This is a genomic window from Ensifer meliloti, assembly GCF_030064585.1.
Lineage (GTDB): Bacteria > Pseudomonadota > Alphaproteobacteria > Rhizobiales > Rhizobiaceae > Sinorhizobium > Sinorhizobium meliloti.
Genome location: NZ_CP120366.1, coordinates 61,679 through 76,857, shown reverse-complemented (window position 1 = coordinate 76,857; position 15,179 = coordinate 61,679). Strand labels below are relative to the sequence as shown.

Annotated in this window: 15 protein-coding genes and 2 pseudogenes; 15 read left to right on the top strand and 2 right to left on the bottom strand. The window is 63.2% G+C overall.

Annotation, left to right across the window (positions count from 1 at the left end):
- The first annotated feature begins 176 nt into the window (after positions 1 to 176).
- The 14 genes from PZL22_RS24770 (at position 177) to PZL22_RS24705 (ending at position 13,536) form a co-directional block, all read left to right on the top strand.
- On the top strand, positions 177 to 1,346 hold the full coding sequence (locus PZL22_RS24770) for an NAD(P)/FAD-dependent oxidoreductase (RefSeq protein WP_088201129.1): 1,170 nt from the start codon (positions 177 to 179) through the stop codon (positions 1,344 to 1,346).
- Positions 1,343 to 1,600 carry a 2Fe-2S iron-sulfur cluster-binding protein gene (locus PZL22_RS24765; RefSeq protein WP_003536978.1) on the top strand — a complete coding sequence of 86 codons (258 nt, stop codon included), beginning with the start codon at positions 1,343 to 1,345 and terminating at the stop codon, positions 1,598 to 1,600. Before PZL22_RS24770 ends, PZL22_RS24765 begins: the two co-directional genes overlap by 4 nt.
- Positions 1,593 to 2,945 (top strand): NAD(P)/FAD-dependent oxidoreductase, encoded by a 1,353-nt coding sequence (locus PZL22_RS24760; protein WP_164819910.1) that lies wholly within the window; start codon positions 1,593 to 1,595, stop codon positions 2,943 to 2,945. Before PZL22_RS24765 ends, PZL22_RS24760 begins: the two co-directional genes overlap by 8 nt.
- A gap of 100 nt (positions 2,946 to 3,045) precedes the next feature.
- Entirely contained in the window at positions 3,046 to 4,521 is a 1,476-nt protein-coding gene (locus PZL22_RS24755; RefSeq protein ID WP_017276789.1) for an ABC transporter substrate-binding protein, read from the top strand.
- On the top strand, positions 4,514 to 4,693 hold the full coding sequence (locus PZL22_RS24750) for a hypothetical protein (protein ID WP_003536984.1): 180 nt from the start codon (positions 4,514 to 4,516) through the stop codon (positions 4,691 to 4,693). Before PZL22_RS24755 ends, PZL22_RS24750 begins: the two co-directional genes overlap by 8 nt.
- Positions 4,690 to 6,105 carry an amidase gene (locus PZL22_RS24745; RefSeq protein ID WP_088198245.1) on the top strand — a complete coding sequence of 472 codons (1,416 nt, stop codon included), beginning with the start codon at positions 4,690 to 4,692 and terminating at the stop codon, positions 6,103 to 6,105. Before PZL22_RS24750 ends, PZL22_RS24745 begins: the two co-directional genes overlap by 4 nt.
- A 29-nt stretch (positions 6,106 to 6,134) precedes the next feature.
- Positions 6,135 to 7,619 carry an ABC transporter substrate-binding protein gene (locus PZL22_RS24740; protein ID WP_088198244.1) on the top strand — a complete coding sequence of 495 codons (1,485 nt, stop codon included), beginning with the start codon at positions 6,135 to 6,137 and terminating at the stop codon, positions 7,617 to 7,619.
- Positions 7,620 to 7,697: 78 nt separating this feature from the next.
- A complete protein-coding gene (locus PZL22_RS24735; RefSeq protein ID WP_003536990.1) occupies positions 7,698 to 8,618 on the top strand; it encodes an ABC transporter permease in 921 nt (306 codons plus the stop codon).
- A complete protein-coding gene (locus PZL22_RS24730) occupies positions 8,618 to 9,577 on the top strand; it encodes an ABC transporter permease (RefSeq protein ID WP_088198243.1) in 960 nt (319 codons plus the stop codon). The genes PZL22_RS24735 and PZL22_RS24730 overlap by 1 nt, the downstream gene beginning before the upstream one ends.
- A complete protein-coding gene (locus tag PZL22_RS24725) occupies positions 9,574 to 10,560 on the top strand; it encodes an ABC transporter ATP-binding protein (RefSeq protein WP_127634398.1) in 987 nt (328 codons plus the stop codon). Before PZL22_RS24730 ends, PZL22_RS24725 begins: the two co-directional genes overlap by 4 nt.
- Positions 10,557 to 11,540, top strand: coding sequence for an ABC transporter ATP-binding protein (locus PZL22_RS24720; RefSeq protein ID WP_010967725.1), 984 nt, complete (start codon positions 10,557 to 10,559; stop codon positions 11,538 to 11,540). Before PZL22_RS24725 ends, PZL22_RS24720 begins: the two co-directional genes overlap by 4 nt.
- The gene (locus PZL22_RS24715; protein ID WP_013845492.1) at positions 11,537 to 12,265 is read left to right on the top strand and encodes a sulfite exporter TauE/SafE family protein; all 729 of its coding nucleotides are present in this window, start codon (positions 11,537 to 11,539) and stop codon (positions 12,263 to 12,265) included. Before PZL22_RS24720 ends, PZL22_RS24715 begins: the two co-directional genes overlap by 4 nt.
- A 7-nt stretch (positions 12,266 to 12,272) precedes the next feature.
- Complete coding sequence (locus tag PZL22_RS24710; protein WP_003526782.1) at positions 12,273 to 13,031, top strand: SDR family NAD(P)-dependent oxidoreductase; 759 nt, start codon at positions 12,273 to 12,275, stop codon at positions 13,029 to 13,031.
- Between the two features lie 154 nt (positions 13,032 to 13,185).
- Positions 13,186 to 13,536: an ABC transporter ATP-binding protein gene (locus PZL22_RS24705; protein WP_088198240.1), complete on the top strand. Its 351-nt coding sequence runs from the start codon at positions 13,186 to 13,188 to the stop codon at positions 13,534 to 13,536.
- Here the strand turns inward: PZL22_RS24705 and PZL22_RS24700 are convergent.
- Positions 13,508 to 14,454 (bottom strand): IS630-like element ISRm2011-2 family transposase gene (locus tag PZL22_RS24700; RefSeq protein ID WP_284718761.1). Its coding sequence is split into 2 segments (ribosomal slippage): positions 13,508 to 14,115 and positions 14,115 to 14,454, totalling 948 coding nucleotides; the frame shifts between segments, so codons are not numbered across the junction. The two genes, PZL22_RS24705 and PZL22_RS24700, sit on opposite strands and share 29 nt — an antisense overlap.
- 87 nt (positions 14,455 to 14,541) lie before the next feature.
- A pseudogene (locus PZL22_RS31635) lies at positions 14,542 to 14,707 on the bottom strand (ATP-binding cassette domain-containing protein); the annotation flags it as partial.
- Between the two features lie 109 nt (positions 14,708 to 14,816).
- Here PZL22_RS31635 and PZL22_RS24695 point away from each other — a divergent pair.
- A pseudogene (locus tag PZL22_RS24695) lies at positions 14,817 to 15,030 on the top strand (type II toxin-antitoxin system RelE/ParE family toxin); the annotation flags it as partial.
- Positions 15,031 to 15,179: the final 149 nt, after the last annotated feature.

Here is a 15,179-nt window from a genome sequence, read left to right as displayed (position 1 = left end):
GCGGCTCGTGGGCATTCGCGCGAGGACGTTACGGTGAGCAGGGGCAGGGCCGCAAGGCGCGGCTTCGGCAAGTTGTAAGTTTTTTCGTAACTCGTGCCCTTGTTCTTTTATCGACGCGGTTTTGCCGGGCGCGCTACGATCTGTCCCGAGGCTTCCTTTCAAGGCGTTCAGATTAGGTGCGCGAGCAGCATTCTTCACCACCAGTCATTGTGATAGGCGCGGGCATTGTCGGCGCCGCGACCGCGTCGTTTCTCGCGCTCGCGGGTACGCCAGTTCGGCTGCTCGACGCTTCGACGCCGGCCAGCGGGGCGACCGGCGCTGCAGATGGTGCGGTGTCGGTGGCGAGCAAGCGCCCGGGTCCGATGATGACGATGGCCCGGGCCGGAGCGGCGCTTTATCGAGAACTCGCGGAGGAGGGGTTGTTCCAAGGCCTCTTCCACAGGCGACCCACCTTCCTCGTTGCGACGAGCGATGCGGAAGCCGACGTCCTTTCCGACCATTCGGAAGCTCTCGCCGAGGTCGGTGCGCCGGTGCTTTGGCTCACCCGGGATATGGCTGCAGACAGATTGGCCCCGCTCTCCCGAAAGACGGTGGCAGTGCTTGAAGTCGAAGACGAGGGGCACGCGATCGGCTACAGCATAGTTTCGCGCCTGATTTCCGCCGCAGGGTTGAAGGTGGAGCGCAATTCCCCCGTTGCGGCGCTGGAATACGACGGACGATCCGGCCGCGTCAGCGGCGTTCGTGTCGGGGAAGCGGTGATCGAAGCCTCGGCGGTGGTCGTCGCCGCAGGTGGCGGCGCGGGCGGGCTTATAGGACTTCCCGATGTGTCGCGTCCACGTAGGGGGCAGCAACTGGTGACCGAGCGGGCACCCACCCTGAATGCCGCCCTGCCGGGGTCGCTTCTCTCCTGCAGCTATCTCCTCAGCAAGAGGCAAGGGGGCGATGCGGATCAGCGCGGATATGGCGTCGTCATCGACCCGCTCGAAACCGGCCAGTTCCTGATCGGCTCGACACGGGAGGAGGGCCGCAACATCCCTGAAAATGATATCGACGCGGTGGCTCACCTGGCGGCCTCCGCTGGGGACATGGTGCCCGCGCTAGGGCGCTTGCGCATCCTTCGGTGCTTCGCCGGGATCCGCACTGCGATATGCGATGGCCTGCCGATGGTCGGCAGGATGCCCGGTATCGACAATCTTTTCGTCGCAGCCGGGTTTGAAGGAGACGGCATCTGCCTTGGTCCGCTGACTGGCCGGATCGTGGCGGATCTTGTTCGGGGGGAGGAGCCGGAGATCGATGTTTCGCCGTTCGATCCGGGCCGGTTCGCCGGTAGGAGCATCGCGGCATGACGGCCGTCCGGACTTTTTTCTGGCGGGGCTCCGAGGTGCCGTTCCGAGCAGGCGAAAGCATCGCAGCCGCCCTTGCCGGTTCGAACATCCATGGATTCGGAAAGGATCCTGCCGGGTCACCAACCCGGTATTTCTGCGGCATCGGTGCCTGTCAATCTTGCCTCGTCCGTGTGGATGGGCGCGCAACCGAGGCCTGCCTCGAACCGGTCTATGACGGAATGGTCGTGATGGCGCTGGAGGATGACGATGCGTGAGGCCGACGTCATCGTCGTCGGCGGTGGACCGGCCGGCGTGTCGGCGGCGATCGAAGCCGCGAAATCGGGGCTCTCGGTGATGCTTTGCGAGCAGAGGCCGGCGCTCGGCGGCGCCATCCATCGCCAGCCGGCCGAAGGCGCAACCCCCGTTGCCGTCTTACCGTCACTTAGGGGCCGCTGGCAGGCCCTGTCTGCGGAGCTTTCCGCCTCGGGCGTGGATGTTCGGACGCGCCGCGCATTCGTCGGCGTCGACAGCACAGGCGCCGTGTTGATCGAAGACCGGGCAGCTGGCAAGGTCGAAGTACGCCGGCCGCGCGCCTTGATTTTAAGCTGCGGGGCCGTGGAGCGGGTAAGACCGCGTCGGGGCTGGCATTTGCCCGGCGTCGCCGCGGCAGGCGGTCTCCAGGTGATGCTGAAGGAGGGCCGCGTGCCGGAGGGCCGCATCCTGCTTGCGGGGAGCGGCCCGCTGCTGCTCGCTTTGGCCGCACAAATGACGGCAGCCGGCAATCCGCCCGTGGCCGTCATCGAGGAGGGAGATCCTGCTTCGCGGCCCCTGGCAGGTGTCCGTCTGCTGGCTCATCCATCCATCCTTCCGGACATGGCTGCCCTGATGATGCCTGTCCTCTTCCGCCGCGTCGTGTGGCGCCGCGGCACGCGCCTGACTGAGATCACCCAATCCGGCCATATGCTCACCGCGTGCCTCATCGCGCCAAACGGGCGGGAGGAGCGGATCGAGGTCGACCGCATCGGTCTCCATGACGGGCTGCGTCCGAACGATTTCGGCCTGCCGGCCAATGATGCCGCGGCAGGCCTCGTCATCCTGCGGGCCGGAGATGTGCGCGAAGTGCTCGGCGCGCACGCCGCCGAGGCGGATGGAGCCGAAGCGGGCCGCGAAGCTGCGGCGCGGCTGGCAGGGCGCCCGCCGCGCAGTGGCCCGAACGGGATTCGACGCCTACGCTCTCTGCAGACCAGCCTTTCCCGCCTTTTCGCGCCCGTCCACGGTGCGCCGATCCTGGACGATTGTCCCGGCGACACGGTGATCTGTCGTTGCGAGAACCGGACGATCAGCCATCTGAAAGCGCAATTGTCGGGGCCGGACACCGTTTCAGCACGAGAATTGCGGCTCAACGGACGGTTCGGCATGGGCGCCTGCCAGGGGCGCTTCTGCTCCGAATGGACGCTTTCACTGATGTCCGAACTGCGCCCCACAGCCTCTCCGTCAAGCATCGCCGAAATGGGCGCTTGCCGTTGGCCGTTGCGGCCCGTAGCTCTGTCGTCGCTCGCAAAAGCTCGCGCGAACGCCGACACACGGACAGAACGGCATATGGAGGAGATCTCGGCATGACGCTGCAGGCCCGTTGAGGAAAGGGTCGCCGCCGCGAGCTTCGCTTTTACCCTTACGATCGAGGATGCAAAACAAAAATTCCAATAAGAGGGGTACACAGATGAACACAAGAATACTGGGTTTGGCCGCCGGCCTCGCCGTCCTGTTCGCGTCCACATCTTGGGCGCAGTCGATCACCGTAGCGATCGGCTCGGAGCCTTCGACCCTCGATCCCCAACTCCGCGATGACGGGGGTGAGCGACAGGTCAACGACAATATTTATGAAGCGCTGATGGCGCGCACTGCGACTGGCGATCTCGTGCCGGGCCTTGCCGCAGATGCGCCGACACAGGTGGATGCCAGGACCTGGCAGTTCAAGCTGCGTGAAGGCATCAAGTTCCACAACGGCGAGCCATTCAACGCCGATGCCGTCGTCGCTTCGGTGCTGCGGGTGATAGATCCGGCGAACAATTCGGAGCAGATGGCCTATCTTGGTCCGCTTTCAGGAGCCGAAAAAGTCGATGACCTGACTGTCCGCATCATCACATCCGCCCCCGACCCGATCCTGCCGGCCCGGATGTATTGGCTGAAGATGGTCCCTGCCGCCTACTCGAAGAACGCGACCGCCATCGCGGAGAAGCCGGTCGGAACCGGCCCCTACAAGTTCGGCACCTGGGACCGCGGGAACAGTATCACAATGACGGCCAACACCGATTACTGGGGTGGGGAGCCGCAGATCGATGATGTGACCTACCGCTTCGTCAGCGAGGCAGGCACGCGGCTATCGGGGTTGGTCGCCGGTGAATTCGACGTTGTCGTCAATCTGCTTCCCGAATTTGCCGACTCCGTGCCTCAGGCAAAGTCGGTAAGCGGCCTCGAGACATCGGTCATCATTCTCGGCGTGGACAATCCGGCCGTGAAGGATGTGCGAGTGCGCCGGGCGCTCAACATGGCAATTGATCGGCACGCCCTTGCGGAAAGCCTGTTTGCCGGCAACGCGAAGGTAACAAAGGGACAGCTCGTCCTGCCGGGCGCCTTCGGCTACAACGAGAGTCTGGAAAACTGGCCTTACGATCCACAGGGTGCGAAGAAGCTGATCGCGGAAGCGGGCGCGGCCGGAACGACGATCGATCTCGTCGGCGAGGCGGGGCGCTGGCTGAAGGACCGGGAGCTGATCGAGGCGGTTGCCGCGTATTGGACCGAGGTCGGACTGAAGGTGAATGTCGAGATCCTCGAATTCTCGGTGTATCTCGACCGCATCTTCGACATGGGCAACCGGCCCGACAGCTACTTTGTCCTCAACTCGAACGAGCTTTTTGACGCCGATCGTGAAATGGCCTTCGCTTACGAACCGGGCCAGGGCGGTGCCTCGAACAGCGACAAGGCCCTCGGCGAGGCCATCCGTGCAGCACGTTCGGAAGTCGACGTGGAAAAACGCAAGGCCGCCTATGCCGTGATCACGAAGAAGCTGCACGACGAAGCCTATGACGTCCCGCTTCTGAACCATCAGGACATCTACGGCATGTCCGAAAAGATGGAATGGCAGCCGCGGGTGGATTCAAAGATTATTGTCAGGGAAATGAAGGTCAATGAGTGACGCTGGCAAGATCGAGGCGCAGTTGAGGGCGATTGCGAAGGTCAGGCTGCCTCATGGGGCTTCTGAGGAAGAGATCGCGGATTTTGTTCGAGGCCTCGCCATACTCGATGACGTGACGTTGCGTGCGCGTCGCGTGGCCGAAAGGCTAGCCCAGGACGAGATGCAGCCATGACCGCGCTTGAAAACCTGTCGATCAGGAAACTTGCGGCGATGGTCCGGGCACGTGAGATCTCCGCCGTTGATGTGACAACCCATTTCCTTGGCCGGATCGTGGCCCACGACGATGCACTTTGCGGGTTCAACGTGCCGGCACCGGAAGCAGCTCTGGACGCCGCACACGATCTCGATACGTATCTGAATGCAGGAGGCGAGGCCGGGGCGCTTGTCGGCATACCGCTCTCCATCAAAGATACAGCCGATGTTGCCGGGCTTCCCTCTGCGGGGGCCTCGGCGTCACGGTCAGGGCGCACGGCCACTGCCGATGCGACTGTCGTTGCCCGTATGAAGGCGGCGGGTGGGATCGTGCTAGGCAAGGCGAACTGCCACGAGCTTGCCTTCGGCGGCCCGTCTTTCGATCTGCCTTTCCCGCCTGCCCGCAATCCCTGGAATCTTGACCGCTTTCCCGGTGGCTCGTCGAGCGGATCCGGCGTCACCGTCGCTGCCGGCCTCTGTCTCGGATCGCTGGCGACCGACACGGCCGGTTCGATCCGGCTTCCGGCCACGATGTGTGGCGTCTTCGGCCTGAAGCCCGGTCACGATACGCTGCCGCTCGACGGTATCGCTGTCCTCGCGGCCACGATGGACCATGTGGGCCCGGTCGCCCGGACCGCCGATGATACCCGCATCCTGTTCGACGTCATGGCAGGCCGCAGCCCCGGTTCACCCTTCGTCGGGTCGCTAAAAGGTCTTCGGATCGGCGTCCCGGAGAATGAATGGGATGTTGGACGGCTGATACATCCCGATGTGCGGGCGGCTATTGACGGCGCCATCGAAGTCGCCCGGTCTGAAGGCGCAGACATCGTGCCGCTCCGGCTTCCTTCGCTGGAGGATTTCCACGCCCCGGGCACCGTTCTCATGATGTGCGAGGTTGCTGCGGAGCATGCCGCTTCCGTCCGTGCGGCCTGGGACAAGTTCGGCGCGATATTCCGGGCTCGCGCGCTTGTCGGTGAGGGGATAGCGGTTCATGACTTCCGACTGGCCGAACGTCTGCGCCCTGTTTTGAGGAAGAGGCTCCTGGACGCTATGTCGAACGTCGATTGCCTGCTGGTCCCCGGCGCACTCACGCCGCCGGGGCCGCTTGCGTCGGTCGACCCCTTCTATTTCATGAAGGACCCCATTCCGAATATCGTCGCCAATTATACTGGCTTTCCCGCTCTCGCCTTTCCGGCGGGTTTTGGCGGCGACGGGATGCCGGTCGGAGTGCAGATCATGGGGGTGCCGCGCTCCGAGCATCGGCTGCTCGACATTGCCGAGAGCTTCGAAAGGGCTGATCCATCGCGGTTTGCGGCCAGGACGCCTCCGGGACTGGAAGGCCGGCCCGAGCCTTGCCTGTTCAAACTAGAACTTCCGGCTCGAGCCATGTGATATCTGAAACAAAAAACAGGGGAACTTGGATGAAGAAGATACAGAGACTGACTGCCGGCGTCGTGATGTTGCTCGCGTCGACACTTGCCGCATCGGCAGCATGGGCACAATCCATCACCATCGCCATCGGGTCGGAGCCTTCGACGCTCGATCCGCAGCTTAGGGATGACGGCGGCGAGCGACAGGTCAACGACAACATCTATGAGACGCTGATGGCAAGGACGCCGACCGGCGAACTCGTGCCGGGTCTGGCCGCGCAGCCTCCGAAGCAGGTCGACGCCACGACCTGGCAGTTCAAATTGCGGGAGGGCGTCAAGTTCCACAATGGCGAACCTTTCAATGCCGATGCCGTGGTTGCATCCGTTTCGCGGGTCATCGATCCTGCCAACAATTCCGAACAGATGGCGTATTTCGGTACGATCAAGACGGCCGAAAAGGTCGATGACCTGACAGTCAACCTCGTCACCACAGGCCCGGATCCGATCCTGCCGTCGCGCATGTACTGGATGAAGATGATCGCGCCCGGCTATGCCAAGGACGGCGATCTTGCCGGTGCGCCGGTCGGAACCGGCCCGTACAAGTTCGACAGCTGGAACCGCGGGACGGACCTGAAGCTCGTTGCAAACGCGGACTACTGGGGCGGGGAACCGCAGATCGACGACGTCGCCTACCGCTTCGTGACGGAGCCGGGCACGCGCCTTTCCGGCCTGCTTTCCGGCGAATTCGACGTGATCACAAACCTCCTGCCGGAGTTCACGACAAATGTGCCGAAGTTCGCTGCCGTTCCCGGCCTCGAGACGTCCGTCTTCGTTCTGGGCACGGACAACGAAGTTACGAAGGACCCGAAGGTGCGCGAGGCGCTCAATCTCGCCATCGACCGCAAGGCCATGGCCGAGGGCCTGTTCATGGGCTATGCGACCCTCGCCAAAGGGTCGCACATCAATCCGGCAGCCTTCGGCTTCAACGAAAAGCTGGAGCACTATCCCCATGACATCGAGAAGGCGCGGGCGCTGATCAAGGAGGCAGGGGCCGAGGGCAAGCCCCTCGTGGTCGTCGGCGAATCCGGCCGCTGGCTGAAGGACCGTGAGCAGATCGAGGCGGTCGCGGGTTACTGGGCCGAGACCGGGCTGAACGTCACGACCGACATCCAGGAATTCTCGCAGTACCTCGACAGCCTGATGGGCGACGGGCCGCGTCCCGACGCGATCTTCATCGCCAATTCCAACGAACTGCTCGATGCCGACCGGGAAATGTCCTTCATCTACCACAAGGACGGTGCAGCGGCATCGAACTCGGATGCCGAAATGGCCACCATGATCGAGGCGGCACGCGTCGAAACGGATACTGCAAAACGCAAGGCGCTTTATGACGATATCCAGAAGAAGGGCCACGACCTGAACTACACCGTCCCGCTGTTCAATCTCCAGGACATCTACGGAATGTCGGAACGCATGGAATGGCAGCCACGTGTCGACGCGAAGTTGATGGTGAGCGAAATGAAGGTAACCGAATAGCGTCGTCCGCAGGTGGATTAACTCTTGCCGCGGACCTGTTCTGCGGCAAGGGTCGCCCCGACCACAGGAATGCCTCATATGCTCGAATTCATCCTCCGCCGCCTGTTCCAGGGCGTGCTCGTCGTCTTCGGGGTGACAGCGACCGTCTTCGTCGTGACCCGACTGGTGGGCGATCCGGTTGCGCTGATGCTTCCGCTCAGCGCAACGGAGGCGCAAAGGGCTGCCTTTGCCCAGCAGATCGGCCTGGACCAGCCGATCGCCACGCAGTTCCTGCGTTTCGTCGGGGACATCGCCACACTGGACTTCGGAAACAGCCTCTGGCAGCGTCGCCCTGCGATCGAAGTCGTGTTCGAGCGCTTGCCGAACACGCTGCTGTTGATCGCGGCAGGGCTTGGAGCCGCAGTCATGCTTTCGATACCGCTGGGCGCCGTTTCGGCTCTGCGTCCGGGCGGACTGGTCGATCGGCTGACCATGTCGGTCGGCCTTCTCGGGCTCGCGATGCCGCAATTCTGGCTCGGTCTCGTCGCCATCATGATCTTTGCGGTCACGCTGAGATGGCTGCCGACCTCCGGCATGGGCACGGCCGCTCACCTTGTTCTTCCAGCCCTTACGCTCGCCCTGACGCCGCTTGCGCGCTTCACGATGATGGTGCGCGCGTCAATGATCGACGAACTCAACAAACCCTATGTCAAGACGGCAAGGGCAAAGGGCCTCGGGCTAACGCGTATTCTGCGCGTCCATACCTTACGCAACATCCTGGTTCCCTTTCTCTCTATCTCCGGATGGGAACTGATTGCCACTCTCTCCGGCTATACGGTTGTGGTCGAAACGGTGTTCGCGTGGCCGGGGCTGGGCCTGACGGCCGTGCAGGCGATCCAGCGGGGCGACCTGTTTCTGATGCAGGCCATCGTCTTCGTCATCGCTTTCCTGATCGTCTTGATCGGCATCGCGCTCGACATCCTGTCGAAGGCGGTGGATCCGAGGATGGAATTGAACTGATGGCCGCTTCCGCTTCCGCCGCTTCACCCACTCCTGTCGGCACGCGCGTGCCGCGCGGAAGGATATCGGAGCTCTGGCACGACAAGACCGCCGCCATCGGCCTCGCCTTCATCCTGCTCATCGTGTTCCTGGCCCTGTTCGCTCCGCTCATCGCACCTTACGATCCGGCCGCGCAGTCGATCATGGCACGGCTGAAGCCGCCGGTCTGGATGGAGCGCGGTACCTGGGAACACTTGCTCGGAACCGATAATCTCGGCCGCGACGTCCTGTCCCGCATCATCTGGGGTGCGAGGGCGACGCTGACGATCGGCGCCGTTACCTGCCTTCTGGCGGCGACACTGGGGACCGTCATCGGCCTTTGGGCAGGCTTCATGGGAGGGCGCACGGACTCGATCCTGATGCGTCTGGTCGACATTCAGGTGAGCTTCCCGGGCATACTTCTCATCCTCCTCGTCGTCGCGGTTCTGGGGCCAGGCGTCTGGACGCTTGTTGCGGTCCTGTCGGTGACGAACTGGATGGTCTATGCCCGGCTCGTGCGCGGCATCGTCTCGTCGACCCGTCAGACCCCTTACGTCGAAGCAGCCGAAGTGATCGGCTGTCGTCCTGCAAGGGTCATCTTCAGGCATATCCTGCCGAACATCGTCTCGCCGCTGATGACGCTCGCGATCCTGGAGTTCACCAATATCGTGCTGGCGGAAGCAGCGGTGTCGTTTCTCGGCTTCGGCGTTCAGCCTCCGGCGACGTCATGGGGGCTCGACGTCGCCTCGGGACGGGACTACCTGTTCATCGCGTGGTGGCTCGTGACCTTTCCGGGCCTTGCGATCGTCGTGACAGTGCTGTCCATCAATCTCTTCGCCAACTGGTTGCGGGTAACGACCGACCCCGAGGAACGGGAGAAACGCTTTGCGCGCGCCGAGGCGGTCAGGCGGCGGCGCGGGCGACGGAGGGCGGAAGCATGACCATGCCTCTGCTCGAGATCGACAACCTGCATGTCTGTTTCGATACGCGCGCCGGGACCGTCCAGGCCCTGCGCGGGGTGTCCCTGACCGTCGCACCGGGCGAAACGCTCGGCATCGTCGGCGAATCCGGATCCGGCAAAAGCGTGACGGCACAGGCGGCCATGGGCCTGATCGACGTCCCGGGGCGCATCTCGGACGGTGAGATTCTCTGGGAGGGAAAGCCACTCGCCGGGTTCGATGTCGCCAATGCTGCGCGCGATATCTGGGGCAGGGAGATCACGATGATCTTTCAGAACCCGATGACATCGCTCAATCCGCTGATGACGGTGGGGGCGCAAATCGCCGAGGTGATCGAGGTTCACATGGGATCCAGCAGGCGAGCGGCGCGACGTCGGGCGGTGGAATTGCTTTCGGCAGTCGGCATCTCCGGGGCGGAGCGGAGGCTCGATCAGTATCCGCACGAGTTTTCCGGCGGCATGCGACAGCGCGTCATGATTGCCATGGGAATCGCCTGCGAGCCCAAGCTCCTGATCGCCGACGAACCGACAACGGCCCTGGACGTAACGATCCAGGCCCAGATTCTGGAGCTTCTGGCGGAGTTGCAGGAGAAGATGGGGTTGGCGATCGTTCTGATCACCCATGACCTCGGCATCGTCGCAGGCCTTTGTCACCGCGTCGCCGTCATGTATGCGGGGCAGATCGTCGAAACCGGTCCGGTGGATGCCATTTTCGAGAATCCATCGCATCCCTATACGCAGGGCCTGATCCGCTCGACACCAGGCCTCGATGCCGACGAGGAGCGGCTGACGGCGATAGACGGAGCTCCGCCGGGGCTGTTGCAGCCGCCTTCCGGCTGCGCTTTCCTGCCTCGCTGTCCGATTGGCGACGAGGGTTGCCGGGGGCCTCAAGTTCTCCGTGCGGTCGGTGCGGGCACAGTGGCCTGCCGCAAGGCCGGCGAACAGGCATGGAGGGAGGCAGTATGACGGTCGCCCCCGTGCTTTCGGTTTCCGGCCTCGCCATCGATTACGAACTCTCGTCCGGCGGACTTTTCCGCAAACGCCGGAGCGTCAATGCCGTCAGCGATGTGAGCTTCGACCTGGCACCGGGCGAAACGCTTGGTCTTGTAGGCGAATCCGGCTCCGGCAAGACGACCGTCGGCCGTGCGGTGCTCCGCCGCATTCCCGCTGCGCAAGGCAGGATTGTCTTCGGCGGCGAGGACATTACCCATCTCGGTGGCGAGCCGCTGCGACGCCTGCGTGCGCGCATGCAGATCGTCCTGCAGGATCCCTATACGTCGCTCAATCCGCGCATGAAGGTCTCGAGCATCGTAGCGGAACCGCTTATCGTCCACGGCCTCGCCGCTTCCGCAGAGGAGGCGCGTGCCGCCGTTGCCGAATTGCTGGAGCGCGTGGGACTGCCCGGCGATGCCGCCGACCGCTATCCGCATAGCTTTTCCGGCGGACAGCGCCAGCGGATCGGCATCGCCAGGGCCCTGGCGCTGAAGCCCGCGCTCATTGTGGCTGACGAGCCTGTCTCCGCCCTCGACGTCTCGGTGCGGGCTCAGGTCGTCAATCTTATGCAGGACCTGCAGCGCGATCTCGGAATATCCTATCTCTTCATCGCGCATGATCTCGCGATCGTGCGGCACATCTCTCACCGGGTGGCGATCATGTATGCGGGGAGGATCGTCGAGATCGCGCCGCGCGACGCCATCTACCAGCGGCCTATCCATCCCTATACAGAGGCATTGCTGTCTGCGGTTCCGGTCGCCAATCCGAAGCTCCAGCGCGCCCGGAGGCGCATCGTGCCTCCGGGCGAGTCCGTCGATATCGCCAGTCCGCCGACCGGCTGCCGCTTCCATCCGCGCTGCCCGCTTGCGACCGATCGGTGCCGCGAAGAGGCTCCGCAGCTCCTGCGCAAGACCGGCGATCACTTTGCCGCCTGCTGGAATCGTCACGCATGATGGAATTGTTGATCAGCCCTCAGGGGATAGCCGCGGCCGTTGCGCTCATTCTTGCCGGCGCGGTTCAGGGTTCCACCGGTTTCGGGTTCAACATGCTCGCAGCGCCGATGCTCGCCATCATCGATCCCGCCTTCGTACCGGGCCCGATGCTGGCAATGGCGATAGCCGTGAGCGCCGGCGGTACGGTTCGGGAATGGAGCGACGTCAACCGGCAGGACCTTGCCTTCTCCCTGACCGGACGCCTGCTGGCGGCAGGGGCGGCCGCGTTCTGCCTGCAATTGCTAAGCCCAGATGCCTTCGCGGCCGTATTCGGCTTCGGCGTGCTCTTCGCCGTGGCGCTCAGCCTTGCGGGGCTGAGGATCGACACGACGCGCAGTTCGCTCTTTCTCGCCGGTGTCCTTTCGGGGTTCATGGGCACCTTGACCTCGATCGGGGCTCCGCCCATGGCCATGGTTTATCAGAATACCGGCGGCGCACGCATGCGTGCGACCCTGAACGCCTTCTTCGTCGTCGGTGGCATCATCTCGATCGGAGCGCTTTTCGTCGCCGGCAGTTTCGGCCTCTCCGATCTCCTTCTTGCCGCCACCATGCTCCCCTTCGCCTTCCTCGGCTTCCTGCTGTCGGGCTGGGGACGACGACTCGTCGACCGAGGGCATGTGAAAGTCATCGTCCTCATCGTGTCGGCGGCTTCAGCTCTTGTTCTGCTTTTGCGCGCATTTTCATGAGGATGCCATGACAGACGCACCAAGAATTCTCATTACCGGTGCTGGCAGCGGAATCGGCGCCGCAATCGCGCGGCGCATCGCGACGCCCGGCATGCGGCTTTTCTTGCACACGGGCGCGAATGCGGAAGGACTAAGGACAGTCGCGAAGGAGGTGAGCGCAAGAGGCGCCGAGGTTGCCACGGAACTCGGAGATCTGTCCGATCCGACCGTTCCCGGACATCTCGTCCAGGCGGCGCGTGCAGCCTTCGGCGGGCTCGACCAGATCGTTTCGAATGCCGGCCGCGCGCAGCGATCTTCGTTCGGTCAACTGACGGACGCAGACCTGCAGACCGCGTTCGACATGATGCCGATGGCCTTTTTCCGGCTGGTCGACGCCGCTCTGCCGGACCTGAGAACATCCATGCAGGGGCGAGTGGTCGCCGTCAGTTCCTTCGTCGCCCACGGCTTTGGAACGAATGGGATGCATTTTCCCGCATCCGGTGCCGCCAAGGCTGCGTTGGAGGCTCTAGCCAAATCGCTTGCTGCCCAGCTCGCGCCGGTGGGTGTGACGGTAAACTGCGTCGCACCCGGCTTCACGCGCAAGGACACCGGAGGCCATGCCGCGACTTCATCAGCAGCAATGGAAAGCGCACGTGCGGTGACACCGAATGGCAGGCTCGGCGAGCCGATCGACGTGGCAGAATTGGTCGCCTTCCTTCTGTCACCCGGAGCACGCCATATCACAGGGCAGGTCATGCATGTGGACGGCGGACTGCTGCTGGCATAGCCGGCGTTGACGGTCTCAACATCAGATGAATACCGGGCTTCTCGCAGTCGCGGTCGCTCATCGCAATCGATCCGACCCGCAATCTCCCACGCCGTCAAAACGTCGGAGAGTGACATTCTTACTTTGCAGAATCAGGACACTTTAGATTCGCGTTTTGACAACCGGCCGACCCTCCGATCGGACGACCGACGGCCTTCAGGCACAGATCCTGAAACTCCTGCGGGACCTACAGCGCGAGACCGGCATGGCTCTGATCATGATCACCCATGATCTCGAGGTGGCCGCGGCCATGGCGGATGATCGGATCATCGTAATGAACGGCGGCAAGGTGGTGGAGAGCGGCAAGGCCGAGGACGTCTTTACCAATCCGAGCCACGCCTATACCCGCCGGCTGATGTCGGCCGTGCCCCATGCCGACGCGCCGAAAGCGCCTCGGAATGCCGCACAAGGCGAGGTCCTGTTAGAGCGGTATGTATTTAAGCCCGTTCATATCCCGCCTCTTTGAAGTAGGCTGCGCATTCCTGTGGGGTGACGGCTTGGAGAATGTGGCGCAGTTCGTCATGGATTGCGTCGCGTGATCTGGCCTGTGCCTCACGCAACCAGTGCTTGATTTTGGCGAAGAGCTTTTCGATCGGATTGAGATCGGGGGAATATTTCGGCAGAAAGAACAGGCGGGCGCCGGCCTTACGGATGGCGGCGCGGATCTCCTGACCCTTATGGGAGCCGAGATTGTCCAGGATGACGATGTCGCCGGCTTTGAGTTCCGGCACCAGAACTTGCTGGACATAGATGCGGAAGCGTTCGCCATTGATCGGGCCATCGAGGATAAAGGGAGCGCTGACGCGGTCGGCCTTGAGTGCGGCGACAAAGGTCATGGTGTTCCAATGGCCGAAGGGGGCGTAGCCCACCAGTCGTTCGCCGCGAGGCGCCCAGCCCCGCAGCGGCGCCATGTTCGTCTTCGTCCAGGTCTCATCGATGAAAACGAGGCGGGCGGGATCAATTCCGGGGCAGTGCTTCAGCCATCGTGCCCGGTGGCGGGCGACGTCGGGCCGCTCCCGTTCGCTGGCGACCAGCGTCTTTTTTTATAACTCAACCCCTCTTCGTGCACGAAGGTCCAGACGGCGCGATAATCCACCTTCAGGCCGCGCTCGCTCAACTCGGCGACAAGTCCGTGCAGCGTGAAGTCGCGCTCGCGGCAGCGGCAAAGCAGCCAAGCCCGGTGCGGACCGGAAAGCTTGCGGGGCTTGTGCCCACCCATCTGGCCGGGTGCGGCGCTGCCCGTCTCGCGAAACCGCCGCACCCAATCGATCGCGGTGCTGATGCCGATGCCGAAGCGCTTGGCCGCTGCCCGGCACGATAGGCCCTCGCCCGTCACCGCATCGACAACGCGTTCCCGAAGATCATTCGAAAAAGGTCTCGCCATAAAGGCCGGCCTCCTTCACCGGCCTGAATGGTGAATCTGATTTGCGCAGAAAAAGGAATCCCCTTTCCGATTCCGCCTAAATGCATCCCGCTCTAGCATGCGTGCAATGGCTGGATTTGCCCGAACCGGACTCGCCGACGATTTCCCCACGACGAAGCGTGAAACTGACATCGTCCACGGCCCTGAACTCCCGCTTGGGCGAGAACGGGCCGGACCCCAGCTTGTAATGCTTGCTCAAACGGGCGACCTGCAACGACTTGCTCGAAGCTCAATACGCTCTGTTGCCGCAATCACGGCCGATGCTTGCGCAAGCGGGCCCAAACATCCGATCGATGTAGCACAGCACTCAAGTGAGTGTCCTTAAGGCGGCGGTCCACGTCAACGAGGAGATCGTCAGCGCTGCACGTCGTCGGCTTTTCCGAAAGCGGCCGGCCTGACCGGATTGCCGGAACTCGAGAGCTTGTCATCCCGAGGACGCCTTATCTTGCAGCCTATATGGTGCTGGCAGATTTGATTCGGATTCTGCGTGTCCTACATGGCACCCAGATGTCGCCCAGCGAGTTCGAAGACGAGTAGAAGCGGCTCCACTTCCTACTTCGTGGATCCCTGCTGCAATTCCCTGAGCGCGCCGATGACGCCGACCGGCTTGTCGCAGATTTCGGGGTGGGCTTGCCCTGATCAACGTTGCCAACGCGCAGCGAGTATACTCGAATAGCTCGGCGATT

Bases quoted from the DNA above. Each gene is read 5' to 3' on its own strand.
- PZL22_RS24755 (WP_017276789.1), top strand. From the start codon at position 3,046: ATGAACACAAGAATACTGGGTTTGGCCGCCGGCCTCGCCGTCCTGTTC.
- PZL22_RS24715 (WP_013845492.1), top strand. From the start codon at position 11,537: ATGATGGAATTGTTGATCAGCCCTCAGGGGATAGCCGCGGCCGTTGCG.
- PZL22_RS24710 (WP_003526782.1), top strand. From the start codon at position 12,273: ATGACAGACGCACCAAGAATTCTCATTACCGGTGCTGGCAGCGGAATC.
- PZL22_RS24720 (WP_010967725.1), top strand. From the start codon at position 10,557: ATGACGGTCGCCCCCGTGCTTTCGGTTTCCGGCCTCGCCATCGATTAC.
- PZL22_RS24765 (WP_003536978.1), top strand. From the start codon at position 1,343: ATGACGGCCGTCCGGACTTTTTTCTGGCGGGGCTCCGAGGTGCCGTTC.
- PZL22_RS24735 (WP_003536990.1), top strand. From the start codon at position 7,698: ATGCTCGAATTCATCCTCCGCCGCCTGTTCCAGGGCGTGCTCGTCGTC.
- PZL22_RS24725 (WP_127634398.1), top strand. From the start codon at position 9,574: ATGACCATGCCTCTGCTCGAGATCGACAACCTGCATGTCTGTTTCGAT.
- PZL22_RS24750 (WP_003536984.1), top strand. From the start codon at position 4,514: ATGAGTGACGCTGGCAAGATCGAGGCGCAGTTGAGGGCGATTGCGAAG.
- PZL22_RS24760 (WP_164819910.1), top strand. From the start codon at position 1,593: ATGCGTGAGGCCGACGTCATCGTCGTCGGCGGTGGACCGGCCGGCGTG.
- PZL22_RS24740 (WP_088198244.1), top strand. From the start codon at position 6,135: ATGAAGAAGATACAGAGACTGACTGCCGGCGTCGTGATGTTGCTCGCG.
- PZL22_RS24730 (WP_088198243.1), top strand. From the start codon at position 8,618: ATGGCCGCTTCCGCTTCCGCCGCTTCACCCACTCCTGTCGGCACGCGC.
- PZL22_RS24745 (WP_088198245.1), top strand. From the start codon at position 4,690: ATGACCGCGCTTGAAAACCTGTCGATCAGGAAACTTGCGGCGATGGTC.